General features: G+C 45.8%; 12 protein-coding genes. All 12 read left to right on the top strand.

Translation table 11 applies throughout. The features are described from left to right. Positions 1-108 precede the first annotated feature (108 nt). The 12 genes from L2748_RS07595 to L2748_RS07650 all read left to right on the top strand — a co-directional run bounded on the left by L2748_RS07595 (position 109) and on the right by L2748_RS07650 (position 16,456). The gene (locus tag L2748_RS07595; RefSeq protein WP_012156947.1) at positions 109-1,158 is read left to right on the top strand and encodes a rod shape-determining protein; all 1,050 of its coding nucleotides are present in this window, start codon (positions 109-111) and stop codon (positions 1,156-1,158) included. Between the two features lie 41 nt (positions 1,159-1,199). After that, positions 1,200-2,087: a rod shape-determining protein MreC gene (gene mreC / locus L2748_RS07600; RefSeq protein WP_220778814.1), complete on the top strand. Its 888-nt coding sequence runs from the start codon at positions 1,200-1,202 to the stop codon at positions 2,085-2,087. Further along, positions 2,084-2,572 carry a rod shape-determining protein MreD gene (mreD, locus tag L2748_RS07605; protein WP_220778813.1) on the top strand — a complete coding sequence of 163 codons (489 nt, stop codon included), beginning with the start codon at positions 2,084-2,086 and terminating at the stop codon, positions 2,570-2,572. Before mreC ends, mreD begins: the two co-directional genes overlap by 4 nt. A gap of 88 nt (positions 2,573-2,660) precedes the next feature. Next, complete coding sequence (locus L2748_RS07610; RefSeq protein ID WP_276516259.1) at positions 2,661-3,257, top strand: Maf family protein; 597 nt, start codon at positions 2,661-2,663, stop codon at positions 3,255-3,257. A 200-nt stretch (positions 3,258-3,457) separates the two neighbouring features. Continuing rightward, a complete protein-coding gene (gene rng, locus L2748_RS07615) occupies positions 3,458-4,924 on the top strand; it encodes a ribonuclease G (RefSeq protein ID WP_373317172.1) in 1,467 nt (488 codons plus the stop codon). After that, positions 4,924-9,279 (top strand): YhdP family protein, encoded by a 4,356-nt coding sequence (locus L2748_RS07620; RefSeq protein WP_220778808.1) that lies wholly within the window; start codon positions 4,924-4,926, stop codon positions 9,277-9,279. Before rng ends, L2748_RS07620 begins: the two co-directional genes overlap by 1 nt. Further along, complete coding sequence (locus L2748_RS07625) at positions 9,203-10,030, top strand: carbon-nitrogen hydrolase family protein (RefSeq protein ID WP_220778806.1); 828 nt, start codon at positions 9,203-9,205, stop codon at positions 10,028-10,030. Before L2748_RS07620 ends, L2748_RS07625 begins: the two co-directional genes overlap by 77 nt. Before the next feature lie 99 nt (positions 10,031-10,129). Beyond that, entirely contained in the window at positions 10,130-11,578 is a 1,449-nt protein-coding gene (gene tldD / locus L2748_RS07630) for a metalloprotease TldD (RefSeq protein ID WP_220778804.1), read from the top strand. Positions 11,579-11,778: 200 nt separating this feature from the next. Continuing rightward, positions 11,779-13,170 carry a TolC family protein gene (locus L2748_RS07635; RefSeq protein WP_220778798.1) on the top strand — a complete coding sequence of 464 codons (1,392 nt, stop codon included), beginning with the start codon at positions 11,779-11,781 and terminating at the stop codon, positions 13,168-13,170. Further along, positions 13,160-14,131 carry an HlyD family secretion protein gene (locus L2748_RS07640; RefSeq protein ID WP_220778797.1) on the top strand — a complete coding sequence of 324 codons (972 nt, stop codon included), beginning with the start codon at positions 13,160-13,162 and terminating at the stop codon, positions 14,129-14,131. Before L2748_RS07635 ends, L2748_RS07640 begins: the two co-directional genes overlap by 11 nt. Before the next feature lie 19 nt (positions 14,132-14,150). Continuing rightward, positions 14,151-15,317 (top strand): ABC transporter permease, encoded by a 1,167-nt coding sequence (locus L2748_RS07645; RefSeq protein ID WP_220778791.1) that lies wholly within the window; start codon positions 14,151-14,153, stop codon positions 15,315-15,317. A gap of 2 nt (positions 15,318-15,319) precedes the next feature. Continuing rightward, complete coding sequence (locus L2748_RS07650; protein WP_220778789.1) at positions 15,320-16,456, top strand: ABC transporter permease; 1,137 nt, start codon at positions 15,320-15,322, stop codon at positions 16,454-16,456. The last annotated feature ends 67 nt before the right edge of the window (positions 16,457-16,523 follow it).

Consider the following 16,523-nt stretch of genomic DNA (forward strand, 5'->3'; position numbering starts at 1 on the left):
ACGGTTTCATTAGCAATTGTTAACCTCTCTGGTCTTGTGGATTTTAAGAAGCGTGATAAAGTTACCTGATTTCTTTTTTCTACGATTCCACATAGACAGGCTGGTTACATGTTCAAGAAGCTACGCGGCATTTTTTCTAATGATCTTTCGATCGATTTGGGTACAGCAAATACGCTAATTTACGTCCGTGAAGAAGGCATTGTACTAAACGAACCATCAGTGGTTGCTATTCGTGGAGAGCGAAGCGGTTCTGGTCAGAAGTCGGTTGCGGCCGTCGGTACTGAAGCAAAGCAAATGCTAGGTCGTACACCGGGTAACATTCAAGCAATTCGTCCTATGAAAGATGGCGTTATCGCCGACTTTTATGTCACAGAAAAAATGCTGCAGCATTTTATCAAGCAAGTTCACAACAACAGCGTATTTCGCCCAAGTCCACGCGTTCTTGTGTGTGTTCCTGTTGGGGCAACTCAAGTTGAACGCCGTGCAATTCGTGAATCGGCAATGGGCGCTGGCGCTCGTGAAGTGTATTTGATTGAAGAGCCAATGGCTGCAGCAATTGGTGCAGGTCTGCCTGTGTCTGAAGCAACCGGTTCTATGGTTGTTGATATTGGTGGTGGTACCACAGAAGTTGCCATCATTTCGTTAAATGGTGTGGTTTACTCGTCTTCTGTACGTATTGGTGGTGACAAGTTTGATGATGCAATCATCAACTATGTGCGTCGCAACTACGGTAGCTTAATCGGTGAAGCAACGGCTGAACGTATTAAGCACACAATCGGTACTGCATACCCAGGTGATGAAGTGCTAGAAATTGAAGTGCGCGGTCGTAACCTTGCTGAAGGTGTACCACGTAGCTTTACCCTAAACAGCAATGAAATTTTAGAAGCGCTGCAAGAGCCTCTTTCGGGTATTGTGAGTGCGGTTATGGTTGCGCTAGAGCAATCACCTCCAGAACTAGCATCAGACATTTCTGAGCGCGGTATGGTACTAACGGGTGGTGGAGCATTGATTCGCGATCTAGACCGATTACTAATGCAAGAAACGGGCATTCCAGTGATGATCGCTGAAGATCCACTGACTTGTGTGGCTCGCGGCGGTGGTAGAGCTTTAGAGATGATCGATATGCACGGCGGCGACCTGTTCTCTGAAGAAAACTAACCACGGTTAAAAAGGGCGGTTTTCAACCGCCCTAGTTTGTTATGAAGCCTATTTTTGCTCGCGGAATATCCAATCAATTTAGACTAACACTGGCTGTAATTTTGTCGGTGATTTTGCTTGTCGCTAATGACAGGCTTGAACCTGTGCGTAACTCCCTCTCTTCGCTATTAAGCCCTTTGCAATACGTTGCGAATATCCCCGGGGCACTGCTGGATCTTTCTGCTGAAAGTTTGGCTACTCGCAATATGTTAGCCAAGCAAAATAAAGAGTTACTGCGTCATCAATTACTGATGAGTGAGCGCTTACAGCGTTTTGAGCATCTACGCCAAGAAAACGATCGTCTGCGTGGGTTACTAGGCTCGCCAGTACATATGGATGCAAAAAAGGTCGTGGCTGAAGTCATGGAAGTAGCTAGCGATCCTTTCCATCAGTATGTAGTCCTTAATCATGGTTCACGCAGTGGTGTATTTGTTGGTCAGCCGGTGGTCGATGCTCAAGGTGTGGTTGGTCAAGTCGTTCAGGTGAGTGAATTAACTAGCAGAGTTCTATTGTTGTCGGATACGACCCATGGCATTCCTGTCAGAATTACTCGTAATGATGTACGTCTAATGGCTGTGGGTACGGGTGTACTTGATGAATTAGAGCTTAGGCATGTGGCCAAGAGTACCGACGTGCGGGTTGGCGATCTGTTGGTGTCATCAGGGTTAGGTAAACGCTTTCCTGAGGGCTACCCAGTTGCTCGGGTAATGAGCGTAGAAAAAGACGATGGTAAGAGTTATGCCACTGTGGTTGCACAGCCGTTAGCCGCTCTAGATAGAATTCGTTATTTATTATTACTTTGGCCAGATGTTGAGTCTGAAGAAGGCGAACTTTTACCGCCAAAAGGGGTGGTGGAAGCGATGAAAGCCAATCAAGAGGTCGCACCATGAGTTTACATGTGGCACATGGCCGCTGGGTGGTCTGGTTAAGCCTATTAGTGGCGATGTTATTTCAGATCATGCCTTTGCCAGATCTGGTAGAAGCTTGGCGTCCAGACTGGTTATTATTGGTTATCATCTACTGGGCGATGGCATTACCTCATAGATATAACATCCTAACAGCATGGATACTTGGGGTGATGCTCGATATCTTGCTTGGAGCGACTTTAGGCATTCGAGCCTTTGCTATGTCAGTGGTTGTGTACGTTGTGGTGCTGCATTTTCAGCGTTTGCGTAACTTCCCTATGTGGCAACAAGCACTGGTTGTGGCGATGCAAGTCGCACTTTATAACTTAGTGGTATTTTGGGTCCAATTTGTTGCCGACAGCGCTGTATTTGATATTAGTCTGTTTTACCCTGCAATTTCGAGCCTAGTTATGTGGCCGTGGATTTTTTGGATCCTGCGCCGTGTAAGACGTCTATATAAGGTTCGATAACGGTCAATCTTAATTGTTTGCTTAGGTTTGCTCAGCCTAATTAATTATTGGGCAAGCCAACTGAGCTAGAATCGAAAAGGTACTTATTATGAAGTTAGTCCTTGCCTCGGGTTCACCTCGTCGTAAAGAGTTGTTAGGTCAATTAGGCTTTTTAAGCACTAATAATACAGCGCCATTTGAATTTGAGATTTTAGCTGCTGATATTGATGAAAGTCATCAAGCCGGTGAGTCAGCAACAGACTTTGTTGTGCGCTTAGCTAAAGAGAAAGCGTTAGCAGGTTTAGCACTTTACGGTGAAGCTAAAAATGCCGTTGTGTTGGGTTCTGACACCATTGTTGTACAAGGTGATACGATTTTAGGTAAGCCAACAGATGCCGCAAATGCAGCGGAAATACTGGCAAGCCTTTCAGGAAAGCGTCATCAAGTGATGACGGCAGTTGCGCTAACTGATGGTTGCAAAACCATAAGCAGATTAGTGACAACTCAAGTGCAATTTTGCACGTTAACCCAAGCCGATATTTTAGCTTATATCGCAACGGGTGAGCCTATGGATAAAGCCGGTGCATACGGGATCCAAGGGTTAGGTGGAAATTTTGTTGAAGCTATCGAGGGCAGTTATTCCGCGGTAGTAGGGTTACCTTTGGTAGAAACCCGTGCGTTGTTGTGTGAGATGCAAGTTTTATAGCAATAAATAGAGTCATAAATAGGCCTTACCCGCCCAGCTATATAACACATTGAAAGCAGACTATTACTGATAAATGAATCAAAATTGGCTCATTTATCAGATCACAATCTACGCCAAATCCTTTTTTAATTTAGCTATTTCCCTAAGTGGGGTGAGTTGTGAGTAGAAGTCGATTCGCGCAAAACAGAGTGCAGAAAAAAATAGGCTCTGAACTCTTAATCAATGTAACACCTACAGAAGCTCGAGTGGCATTAGTGGAGCATGGTGTACTGCAAGAAGTTCATATCGAGCGACGTATGAAACGTGGCTTGGTTGGCAATATTTATAAAGGCAAAGTCAGTCGAGTACTACCCGGTATGCAGGCAGCTTTTGTTGATATCGGCTTAGATAAAGCCGCATTCCTACATGCTTCAGATATTGTGCCGCATACAGAGTGTGTTGCTGACGTTGAAAAGGGCAACTTTGTTGTGCGTGATATTGCTGAGCTTGTTAGGCAAGGTCAGGACATTATGGTGCAAGTGGTAAAAGATCCACTCGGCACAAAAGGCGCACGCCTAACAACAGATATCACCTTACCTTCACGCTATCTTGTATTTATGCCTGGTTCGAGCCACGTAGGGGTTTCTCAGCGAATCGAGTCAGAAGCTGTCCGTGCCCGCTTAAAGAAAATTACCCAGCCATTCGTTGATGATGACGGCGGTTTTATTATTCGCACAGCGGCAGAAAGCGCCGGTGAAGATGAGTTAATCCAAGACGCAGGCTTTTTACGACGCGTGTGGGCTAAAGTTAGCGAGCGCCGTAAGCGCCGCGGCGTTTCTTTGTTATATCAAGACTTAGCGCTGCCAGTGCGCATTGTGCGCGACTTTGTTGGTACTGAGCTAGATCAAATTCAAGTTGATTCGGCGCAGACCTATGAAGAGTTACAACAATTTGCGCAAGAGTTCATGCCTGAAATTGCTGAAAAACTAGAGCACTATAATGGACCGATCCCCATTTTCGATCTGTATGACGTTGAAAATGAAGTGCAAAGAGCGCTCGGGCGTAAAGTTGAGCTAAAATCAGGTGGCTATTTGATCATAGATCAAACCGAGGCAATGACCACGGTTGATATTAATACCGGCGCTTTTGTTGGTCATCGTAATTTAGAAGAAACCATCTTTAATACTAACCTAGAAGCAACGCACGCGATTGCCCGCCAACTGCGACTGCGTAATTTAGGCGGCATTATTATTATCGATTTTATCGATATGCTTAATAATGAACATAAAAAACGTGTGCTTGCCAGTTTAGAAAGCGCTTTAGCCAACGATCGAGTTAAAACTAATATCAGCGGATTCTCAGGCCTAGGGCTGGTGGAGATGACGCGAAAACGTACTCGAGAAAGCCTAGAGCATGTACTCTGTGGTGAGTGCCCTGCATGCCAAGGCACCGGCAACCTCAAGACAGTTGAAACCGTATCTTATGAAATTTTCAGAGAGATAATTCGCTTGAGCCGTGTTTATGATGCCGATGAGTTTTTAGTCTACTGTGCACCTGCGGTTTATCAGAGCCTAAAAGGCGATGAGAGCCATCTACTTGGCGAACTTGAAGTTTATATTGGTAAGCGGGTGCGACTGCAAAGTGAGCCTATGTATGCACAGAATAAATTTGATGTGGTGATAATGTAGTGCCATCAGATACCTGTGCGCCGAAAAAGCGCTCTTTTAGTCTTGCACGTTTTTGTTGGCAATCTCTTGCTATCGTTTTAGTGCTATTTGCGTTAACAGTAAGCCTATTTAGAGGCTTACTGCCGCAACTTGATCAGGTTCGTATGGAGCTGATTAGCTTCGTAAAGTCTGAATATAACGTTGAAGTTGAAGTGGGGAAGCTTGCTGCAGAATGGCAGGCGTACGGCCCTGCCTTAACGGTTAAAAACTTCGTATTGCCTGCTCAAGAAAACCTCCCAGTTACTCTGCTTTTCAATCAAGTGCATGTTAAGTTTGATTTTTGGCAGTCTCTAGTTACCGCTTCGCCGCAAATTGAAGATGTTATTTTTGATGGTGTAAATGTGGCGTTAGATCTTGATCGTTTACAGGCGATGACCCCAAAAGACTCAAGCAGTCAAATGCAAACTGATTGGCTATATAAGTTGCTACTTGAGCAGTTAGATCGATTTTCTATAACGGATGCAAGATTTCAATTGCTCAGCAAACGCCATGATTATCGACCGATTTTCATTAAAGATATGCGTTGGCGAAATACTCACAACCGTCATCGCGGTGAAGGCAAACTATTTCTCGATCACGAGGCATCTGAAGTTGAAAAGCTGGCATTGAGTGTTGATCTAAAAGGAAGTGGTTACCGCCCCGAATCAATCGCAGGGCAATTTTATCTCGCAGCTAGTTCGCTGGATATTGGCGAGTGGGCGTCAAGACAGCCTAATCCATATGACAAGAGCAAAAGCTTGCCTTTAGAAGGTGTGGTCAACTTACAGGCTTGGGCCGGTTTTTCGAACCGCAGCATCAACAGTGTAACTGCTGAGTTTCAACCAAGTTGGTTAGAGTGGTTCCTTAGTGGGGAGCAGCAAAAGTTTACCATTAATTCTGGCGCACTTGTTTGGCAACCAGAGGCGGAAGGCTGGCATCTTAACAGCCATGAATTGAACTTTTCGACTAATGAGTTCACTTGGCCCGCGCTGTCATTGATGGCTCACAAAACAGAGCAAGGTGTTAGTGCCAAGCTTAGTCAACTTCAGCTGGATATGTTGTTGCCTTTACTGCCGCTAATCCCTGGAATTGGGCTAGATACGCTGCAGACTTGGCAATCGTTAAAGCCGATGGGAAAGGTAAAAGATATCAACGCCCAATGGCAAAATTTATATCAACCACCTAAGGTTTCATTGGAATTGGATAAGGTTGCTTGGGCTGCACATAACGGCATCCCTGGACTTGCACCATTTGATGCAAACATTAGCTATGTTGATACAGAAATAGGCTTTAATCTACCGAAGCAAAACTATCTAATTGATTTTGATGGTGGCTTTGAGGCTCCACTTAATATACAAGGCGCTAGCTTTAGTGGTGATTTTAATTTATCTGACTCAGCTTTATCGCTTCCTCAAGTACATTTTAGTAATCAAGACTTAGATATTAAAGCCGGGGTAAGGCTTGAATTTACCGATGCCATGCATATGGCGTTACTCGCTGATGTCGACATTAATGATGTTTCGAACATACATGACTATTTCCCACTTAAGGGCATGAGTAGTGAGCTGGTTAGTTATTTAACTACAGCGCTGCAAGCGGGTAAAAGCGATGATGCTGTGGTGGTTTGGCACGGGGCTTTTAGCAATTATCCCTATGCAAGCCATGATGGTATTTTTCAGGCGGGCTTTACTTTAACTGATGCCACTTTTGAATTTGAACCAAGCTGGCCAGCCGTCGATCAATTGAACCTTTCAGCCTTGTTTGAAAACGCGGCGATGGATCTTTGGATCAATCAAGGACAACTGCTAGATGTGAATGCCAGTGGTGCTTATATTGGTATTCCTGCTTTAGGCGAAAAAAGCTTATTAAAAGTGAAGCTCGATCTGGCTACTCAAGCAGAAGCTGCTAATGAAGTTATTCAACAATCGCCTTTAGTTGATTCTGTTGGTGCAACACTTGATGTGGTGCAGATCTCGGGTGATATCACCGGTAAGATTGACCTTAGTATTCCGCTTTATGATGGCGAAACTGAAGTCATAAAAGGCACGGTTAATTTTAAAGATACACCAGTTTATATTACTGAGCCGGGGATCCAACTCGACAAGGTTACAGGCCAGCTGCAGTTTGTTAATGATGTCGTTAGCGGCTCAGGTTTTAGTGCGACTATGTATCAACAACCGCTGCAATTTAGCTTCGATACTGAGAGTATGAATCAAAATTATGGTGTAAACGTTGATTTAGAGGGGCAATGGCAATTAGCTGAGTTACCTAAAGAACTGCATAACCCATTAAGTGACTACTATAAGGGGCAAGCTAATTGGATTGGCGATTTAAGGCTGATCTTCGATCCTATCGGTTACCGCATCCAAGCGCGAGTCGAGTCAGATTTGTTAGGAACCGAGCTTAATTTGCCAAGGCCTTTTGCTAAAAGTGCTGATCAAACTAAGCTGTTAGTTGCCGAGCTTATTGGTGACAACAAACAAGCGTCGTTAGGTATTAAGCTGGATAACCAAATGGAATTTTGGGGTGGCTTTGACGCAAACTCAGGTAATGCACTTGCCCACTATGACATATTACTCGGGCGTCTATTTAAGCCGGGCGATATGCTGCGTAAAAGCCAAGGTCATTTGCAAATTGATATCGACGATACGGAGTTTTCGCCTTGGCTGCCGATCATTGAAGGCTTTGTCGCCGAAAAGAAGCCAGAGCAAACGTCTAACGAGTCAGCGGTTAATCTAGCTGGAGCTGCAAACTTCTTCCCGGCTCTTGTTTCAATTGATGCAGATTTTAATCGTTTCGATTTAATGGGGCAGCCTTTAGCTGAGCTTCATTTTAGTGCTGAGCCAACGGAGCATGCGTGGCGCTTTGATATTACTTCGCAAGAGTTTGATGGGCGTATTGATTTCTACCCAGACTGGGTCAATCAAGGTCTTAAAATTGTTGCTTCTAAGTTCCATATGGCGCCTGAGCCACGTACAGAAGAAACTGCCCATTATAAGTCTGATACCATTATGGCAAATCTGCCGCCATTGGCTGTCGATGTCGATGATTTTGCACTTTATGGCAAATCATTGGGGCATCTTGTACTCCAAGGTGCGCCCAATGGTAATAAGTATCAGATCCAAACCGTATCGATGACCACGCCTAATGTTGAATTAAAAGGCAAGGGCGACTGGGATATGTCTGAAGGTAAAAATTTAACTTCATTTCAATTGAGTCTTGATGCGACCAAGTTTGACTTCTTATCGCAGCAACTAGGCATAGATCCAGGGTTAAAGGATGCGCCAACCGCTGTGAAAGCTAATATTTCATGGACTGGCGCACCTTATGCGTTTTCACTTGAGACTCTCAATGGCGATGTGAGTTTTGACTTAGGCAAAGGTCACTTGTCAGAAGTCAGTGATAAAGGTGCACGTATTTTTTCCTTATTCAGTTTAGATTCTTTACTGCGTAAGCTGTCGTTAGATTTCTCCGATGTATTCGGTAAAGGGCTTTATTTCGACTCTTTTACTGGCACGTTAAAAATTGATAACGGCGTAGTCAAAACGACTGATACTGAGATGAATGCGGTAGCGGGTAATATGCGCGTGCGGGGTTATACTGATCTGATGAGCGAAAGTTTAAATTATGACATTCGCTTTGTGCCGCAATTGGCTTCAAGCGTACCAACGGTTGTGCTACTGAGTACTGGTGGTTGGACACTCGGACTCGGCGCGTTTGCATTAACTAAAGTACTAGAGCCTGTGATTGAAGTGATTTCAGAGATCCGCTTCAGACTAACTGGCACTATGTCAGAGCCAAAGCTGGAAGAACTCGAGCGTAAGAGTAAAGAGATTGAAATCCCTGAGTCTATTTTACCGAAGAAAGAGTCGCAGACAGGCACTCAAACGCCGCAAGTTTCATCTAATGAAAATAGCGAAATCAATGGTCATGATGCCAGCGTCCCGCCAGTTAATACGCCTGCAGATATTACAGCCTCAGGTGTTGAGCTTAAAGCGGTGACACCGCCTGATACGCAATTTGGTCGTAGTGAATCTCGCCTTAATCGCGGCAATAGCGCAAACTTAACATCAAACAAGCAAGCGGCTGCGAATGTTGTTAATCCTCAGGCCGCGGCTAATGATGGCGTTAACAAAACTCCGCCAGTGTTAGTGACAGAGCCACAAGACGCTGAAACGCTGATTGCGCCTGCAATATTGCCAAGTTCAGTTGTTGAAGATAGTTCAGCTGCTGAAGATAATCGCCAACAGGGAGAGTTAGATGCAAGTCAACCTACTGCAATGTCAAAGCAGCCGCAGCGTAGCCGACAATCTAGCGTTTATCGAGTCGCAGCTTAAGCTGTTAAGCAAAAATAATTCAACACAACTTGTTGTACTGCCTGAGTGCTGCCTATTATTTGGTGGCCAAGAGAGCCAGCAGTTGCAATACGCAGCTCATGCTGCCGACAGCGAATTAAAACAAGCGTTGGAGTTATTGGCTGCCAAGTATCAAGTGGTTTTAGTTGCAGGTAGCATCCCTATTTTGGCTGAAGATGGCCGCGTTTATAATCGCTGCTATGTTTTTGCTGCCGATGGCAGTGTTTTAGGTCAATACGATAAACTGCACCTATTCGATGTCGAGGTCAGTGACGGCACTAAGCAGTATCGCGAAAGTGACGCATTTTGCCCTGGCGATCGTATCGTGGTTGTCGATACGCCAATGGGAAAGCTGGGACTGGCGATTTGCTACGATATTCGTTTTGCTGATCTATTTCGCGCACTTAGAGAGGCGGGCGCAGAGATGATAGCGCTGCCGGCGGCATTTACTAAAGTCACTGGTGAAGCGCATTGGCAAATCTTATTGCAAGCGCGGGCGATTGAAACTCAATGCTTTATCTTTGGTGCCGCTCAGTGGGGCCAGCATAATCAAGGTAGCCGCGAGACCTGGGGACAAAGTATGATAGTCAGTCCGTGGGGTGAGGTTATTGCGCAAAAACAGGAAGGCACTGGTTGGTTACAGGCGGAGATTGATCTGCAAAGCGTACAAGATATTCGCGCCAAAATGCCGGTGATTAACCATAATCGGTTTGTATTACCACAGCTTAAGTAATTGATTTTAGATTAAGCAACACGACCTAATTTAGCCTAACTAAGTAGACAGCATACTTAGTCGGCAACACTTTATTGAAATAATATTAAGAGAGAATAGATGTCACTTTTAACTCAAGTTGGACAAAGCCTATTACAAGATGGGCTAGCATTAGATGATCTACAGAGCTATTTAAAGCGTATCCATGAGCATCAAATTGACTTCTCAGATCTTTACTTTCAAGGAAGTCGCCATGAGTCTTGGGTGCTGGAAGACGGCATAGTTAAAGACGGCAGCTTTCATATTGAACGTGGTGTTGGTGTTCGCGCTATCACAGGCGAAAAAACCGGCTTTGCTTATGCCGATGAAATTACGCCAGTAGCACTAGAGGCGGCAGCAACAGCTGCACGTGGCATCGCAACTGCGGGTGGCAATGCGCAGGTTAATGCTTGGAAAAAGCAGGACAACAAGGCGCTTTACATTAGCTCAGATCCAATCGCTGCGATGGAAGAAGTGAAAAAGATTGAGCTTTTGAAGCAGGCGGATGTTTATATTCGCAGCCTAGACAGCCGTATTATTCAGGTGGTTGTGAGTTTATCCGGTGTACATGAAGAGATTCTAGTGGCAGCAAGCGATGGCACACTCGCAGCTGATATTCGCCCACTTGTGCGTTTTAACTGTAGCGTTATTCTAGAAGAAGACGGTAAGCGTGAACGTGGTGCATCAGGTGGCGGTGGTCGTCATGACTACAGCGTATTGCTTGAGGATGGCGATGATGGGCTACCCTATTGCTTTTCCTTTGCTCGCGAAGCGGTGCGCCAAGCGCAAGTGAACTTACACGCGATTGATGCGCCAGCAGGTGAAATGCCAGTAGTACTTGGTGCGGGGTGGCCGGGCGTACTGCTACATGAAGCTGTGGGTCACGGTCTTGAGGGTGACTTTAACCGCAAGGGCAGCAGTGCCTTTAGCGGTAAAGTGGGCCAAAAAGTGGCGTCAGAGTTAGTTACCGTTGTTGATGACGGCACCATGGCCAACCGCCGTGGCTCATTAACGATTGATGACGAAGGTGTACCAACGCAAAAGACGGTACTGATTGAAAACGGCATCTTAAAAGGCTACATGCAAGACAAGCTTAATGCTGGCTTGATGGGCGAGCAATCAACCGGTAATGGTCGTCGTGAGTCATATGCTCACCTGCCTATGCCGCGTATGACCAATACTTATATGGAAGCCGGTGAGTCAGATCCTGCCGAGATCATCAAGTCGGTTAAGAAAGGGATCTACGCGCCTAACTTTGGTGGCGGTCAAGTGGACATTACTTCTGGTAAGTTCGTGTTCTCTGCTTCTGAAGCTTATTTGATTGAAGATGGTGAAATTACCCAAGCGATTAAAGGTGCAACCTTAATCGGTAATGGTCCTGAGTCAATGAGTCAGATCTCAATGGTAGGTAACGATCTTGCCTTAGATAAAGGCGTTGGCGTTTGTGGTAAAGACGGTCAAAGCGTACCAGTTGGTGTCGGTCAGCCAACATTGAAGCTAGATAAGTTAACCGTTGGCGGTACCGCTTAATCACAAGCGGATTAAGTACTGGTCTTAATTTAGAGTGCTTTTTAGCAACCTCGTTCAAGTTTTATATTGAGCGGCGTAAAGCAAAAAATTCAGTCTAGTCTAGGATTTAGCGATGAGAGTTTCGCCTAAATCCTAGCTTGCTATATTTAGCAATGATAGTATCTACCAATGGGATTGGAGTAAAAGCTCTAGAGGTGCTGATGAAACGTTTGCTGTGTGCGATTTTACTTACTTTGCCGTTAACTGCCCAAGCTAAGACGATGGCGTTTGACGAGGCGTGGCAGCAGCTGATGAAAGTCAGCGATAAACTGCAAGCGGGGGCGCAAGAAGTTAACCGCGCAGAAGCTGAACGCGAAGCCGGTGAAGATATGAATTTGCCGTCGATTAACTTGACTGGTAGCTACACTCGCTTAGAAAAACCGATTGAGTTGGATCTACGCGATCTCAACCCTTTAGCCTCACTTGATCCTGCTACATTGCCACCTGCACTTGGTGGAGCATTGGCCGGGATCCCTGGCTCCTTATTTGTTACCCCTTTCACTGAGCAAGATATTTTCCGCTCTAGCTTACAAGCGATGTGGCCGATTTATACCGGCGGCAAAATCTCTGCAGCTCAGGGGATCCATGAAGCTCACGTTGCCGAAAAAGAGCAGCAACTAAAACTCACCAGTCGTGAACTGTTTTTACAGCTTGTTGATCGCTACTACGCAGTTGCTGTAACTCAAGCACTCGCAAACACTCAAGCTGAGTTGGTTGATTCACTGACCTTACACGCCTCCCATGCGCAAAAGCTGGAACAGCAAGGGCAAATCGCTAAAGTTGAGCGCCTCAACGCCCAAGTCGCATTAGAAAATGCTCGCGTCAGTTACGGTAGTGCGAAACGTCAATCTGAAATGGCTATGATCGCATTATCGCGCATGCTGCATGAAAGAGAAATCGACACTACATCGCCGCTGTTTATGCTAAATAGCTCACCTTCGTTACCGCAGTTAGCCCAGCTAACGATGAAGCAACACCCTGCACTAAAGCTGCTTGAAGCAAAAGAAGCTCAAGCTCAAGGTCTAGTAGATGTTGAAAAGGGCAGTTATCTGCCAACAGTATTCCTCTACGGTAACTACACCTTGTATGAAGATGACAGCTTGTTTTCCCAAATTGAACCAGATTGGATGCTAGGAGTTGGCTTCACTATGCCGTTACTTAGCCGAGATGGTCGCAGTGGCAAAGTAGAAGCGGCGCAAAGTGCACTCCTACAAGCCAGATATACCAAAGCGCAGACTCAACAAGATCTGAACTTACTGCTTGATCAAAGTTACCGGCAGATGTTGCAAGCTCAAGAGGAGGTATTGTCGCTCAATACGTCTATGAGCTTGGCTGAAGAGAATAAACGTCTTAGAGATATCGCCTTTAAGCAGGGACTATCGACGTCAATTGAAAAGGTCGATGCTGAACTTAAATTGAATGCGGTAGCGACGCAGCAATTAGGCGCGCAGTATCGATATGTACAGGCATACGCAAGACTGATGGCGATTAGCGGTCAGCTAGATGAATTTATAGGTAGAAGTATCATGCAAGGGGAAGCGAATGCGTTCTAACCGTATTTTAGCCGCAGCGGCATTAATCATATTAGTTGGTGCCTTGGTATATGGATTAATCCTAGCTTACACGCCTAAGCCGCAGCTACTGCAAGGCCAAATTGAAGCGCGTGAATATAACGTCTCTTCTAAAGTACCAGGACGTGTAGAAGAAGTGCTGGTTAGACGTGGTGACAAGGTTAATGAGGGCGACCTACTTTATGCCATTTACAGCCCAGAGCTAAAAGCTAAGCTAATGCAAGCTGAAGGCGGCCGTGATGCAGCGCTAGCAATGCAGCAAGAGGCGGACAACGGCGCGCGCAAGCAACAAATTGCAGCGTCTAAAGAGCAGTGGCTCAAGGCGCAAGCGGCAGCAAAATTAGCGCGCACTACCTTTGACAGGGTAGAAGTCCTGTTTAATGAAGGCGTTTTGGCGAGACAAAAGCGTGATGAGGCCTTTACCCAGTGGCAAGCGGCTAAATACACCGAGCAAGCAGCACTGGCTATGTATCAAATGGCCGATGAAGGTGCACGAGTGGAAACCAAAGCCGCTGCTGCAGGTAATGCTCGCATGGCAGAAGGTGCAGTTAACGAAGTCACAGCGATTTTGGCTGATAGCCAAATGCGTTCACCTAAAACCGGTGAGATCAGCGAAGTATTGTTACAAGCGGGTGAGCTAGCACCAAGTGGTTTCCCTGTGGTGAGCTTAATTGATATGAGCGATGCTTGGGCGGTGTTCCAAGTACGTGAAGATCAATTAAAGCAGTTTAAGCAAGGTGATGTCCTCAAGCTGAATATTCCTGCACTTGAGCAGCAAGTCGAATTTACCGTAAGCCATATTTCGGTGATGGGTGATTTTGCGACTTGGCGTGCAACTGAAAGTGGTCATGACTTTGATATGCGTACCTTTGAAGTAGAGCTGCGCCCGAACGAGGCAATAAAAGATCTACGGGTTGGAATGTCGGTGTTATTCACGCTTTAAGAGCTGAGAGGGCAAGGCTTTGATAAAGGCGCTCAAACGAGAGTTCACCGCCCTGCAAGACGATCCTTGGCAGCTGGCGTTAATAAGCTATATTCCGCTAATCAGCATTATTGCTCTTTGGTTACTTTTTAGTGCGGGGCTGCCGAGGCAGTTACCCGTGGCAGTGGTTGATTTAGATAACAGTCAAACCAGCCGCGCATTAGCGCGGCAGCTGCAAGCTAATCCGGTCACTAAACCAATTAGTTATACAGGGATCCCGAGCGCCGAGGCGGCAATGCAGCAAGGTGAAGTTTATGCTTTGCTAGTGCTGCCTTATGGTCTCAAACGTGATTTATTAACCTCAAAAACACCTACCATAGATATTCGATATAACAGCCAATTCTTGCTGGTGGGTAAGTTATTATCAAGCCAGTTACAGGCCAGTATGGCTGATGGCTTAAAGCCCTTAGGCGAGCTTAAATTGCTTGCGGCAGGGGTGCCAATGCAAAGAGTGGCGGTTAATTTAAACCCGGTGAGCAGCCAAACCACTGCATTGTTTAACCGCAACAATAACTATGTGGGCTTTTTAGTGCCGCCGGTTCTCATTGCGCTGTTGCAGCTGGTGGCTATGATGGTGTTTGCCAATAGCCTAAACCGCGAACTTCGCTGGAACACCACTGCGCAGTGGTATGAATTAGGCGTATGGAAAGTGGTTGGCGCTAAAATATTATTTTACACGCCATTAGTCTTGCTCCATGGCGGCTTTATTCTCGCGCTTATTTACGTGTATCTTGGCTTACCCATTGCTGGCAGTATCGCGGTACTTTTGATTGCTCAAACGGTGATGCTACTTGCGGTATGGTTGATGGTGTTGGCGATCTTCTTTGCCCTTAAAGATAGCGCTCGAGTGATAAGTTTTTGTACTGCGATGTTTGCACCAGCCTTTGCATTTATGGGCGTGACATTTCCAACCCATGAAATGCCACAACTCGCCCAGTGGTGGCGAGTGATTATGCCAACGAGTCATTATATTGAAACCCATATAGCGGTAGTCAGTTACGGCCAAAGCCTGATTGCTAGCCTGCCGCACTTACTCAGTTATTGGGGCTTCCTGTTGTTATTAATACCTATCAGTATTTTTGCTAAAAAAGGTTTTCCAGCCGTTAATGAACAGGCTGAAATTAGCCCGATGATTAAGGGGCAATAACAATGAGCTTCTTACAACTTATTTGGGCTGAACTTAAAGCCGTATTAGCAGATAAAACAATCGTCATCACTGTATTTGGTGGCGTGTTGTTTTATTCAATCTTGTATCCATTACCGTATTTGCATCAAGTTCCTACCGAGCAACAGTTGGTGGTGATTGATCATGATCACTCATCCCTTAGTCGGCAACTGATCCGCCATGCTGATGCCAGCCCTAAGATTAAGGTGATAGCAGAGCTGGGTTCAATAGATGAAGCGAAGCGCTGGATTGAGACGGGTCGTGCTCACGGTTTGTTAGTGATCCCTGCAGACTTTAGACGCGATTTACTATTAGGTAGTGGCGTGACCTTAAGTTATGGCGGAGATGCCAGTTACTTTTTGATTTACTCGGCGGTGGCTGAAGGGCTTATTTCTGCAGGTATAGATGCGGGTAAGAATATCCAGCGGTTAGGCATGTTAGCTAAAGGCGAAAATGCAACTGCGGTAAAGCAAAGCCTTAATGTGGTTAAGCTCAATAGTATTCCAGCGTTTAACCCAAGCTTAGGCTATACACCGTATATTGTACCGGGGCTGTTTTTACTTATCCTGCACCAAACCTTGTTGATTGGTACTAGCATTCTTGGCGCAAGCCAGTGGCAGCATAAAGGCTATTGGCGTGAGGTCAGCCCGTTTAAACTAGTTTGTGGGCGTATGGCGGCGTTTATGGTGATTTATAGCCTGCTCAGCAGTTACTACGTGGGGTATTGTTACTATTGGTATGATGTGAGCTTGCAAGCAAGCATTGGCCAAGTTGCGTTATTGATGTTGCCATTCTTATTGGCGACTACGGCTGCAGGGATCGCGTTTAGTAGCCTGTTTACCCGCCGCGATCTGCCGACCCAAGTATTACTACTGGTGTCGATGCCGATATTGTTTGTGTCAGGCTTTGTGTGGCCAACAGCGCTTATTCCTGAGGCTGTGGTGGCTTTTTCGCAAGTCGTTCCTGCTGTACCGGGGATTATGGCAATGTTAGAGCTAAATCAAATGGGCGCATCGTGGCAGAGTATTATGCCGCAATGGCTGCAATTGTGGGCGATGGTTATAGTGTTCTTTAGCTTGGCTTATTGGGGCACATCTAATCGTTTAAAAGCTGTAAGTTAACGCTCCGTTTAGCTAGTTGATAGCTGATATTGATGCGAATAGACAGGTTTATGCTGAAGCTTGAGTT

The sequence above is a fragment of the Shewanella sairae genome (genome assembly GCF_023283535.1).
GTDB lineage: Bacteria > Pseudomonadota > Gammaproteobacteria > Enterobacterales > Shewanellaceae > Shewanella > Shewanella sairae.

Coding starts and splice junctions, on each gene's coding strand:
- L2748_RS07595 (WP_012156947.1), top strand. CDS start 109: ATGTTCAAGAAGCTACGCGGCATTTTTTCTAATGATCTTTCGATCGAT.
- mreC (WP_220778814.1), top strand. CDS start 1,200: ATGAAGCCTATTTTTGCTCGCGGAATATCCAATCAATTTAGACTAACA.
- mreD (WP_220778813.1), top strand. CDS start 2,084: ATGAGTTTACATGTGGCACATGGCCGCTGGGTGGTCTGGTTAAGCCTA.
- L2748_RS07610 (WP_276516259.1), top strand. CDS start 2,661: ATGAAGTTAGTCCTTGCCTCGGGTTCACCTCGTCGTAAAGAGTTGTTA.
- L2748_RS07625 (WP_220778806.1), top strand. CDS start 9,203: ATGCAAGTCAACCTACTGCAATGTCAAAGCAGCCGCAGCGTAGCCGAC.
- tldD (WP_220778804.1), top strand. CDS start 10,130: ATGTCACTTTTAACTCAAGTTGGACAAAGCCTATTACAAGATGGGCTA.
- L2748_RS07635 (WP_220778798.1), top strand. CDS start 11,779: ATGAAACGTTTGCTGTGTGCGATTTTACTTACTTTGCCGTTAACTGCC.
- L2748_RS07640 (WP_220778797.1), top strand. CDS start 13,160: ATGCGTTCTAACCGTATTTTAGCCGCAGCGGCATTAATCATATTAGTT.
- L2748_RS07650 (WP_220778789.1), top strand. CDS start 15,320: ATGAGCTTCTTACAACTTATTTGGGCTGAACTTAAAGCCGTATTAGCA.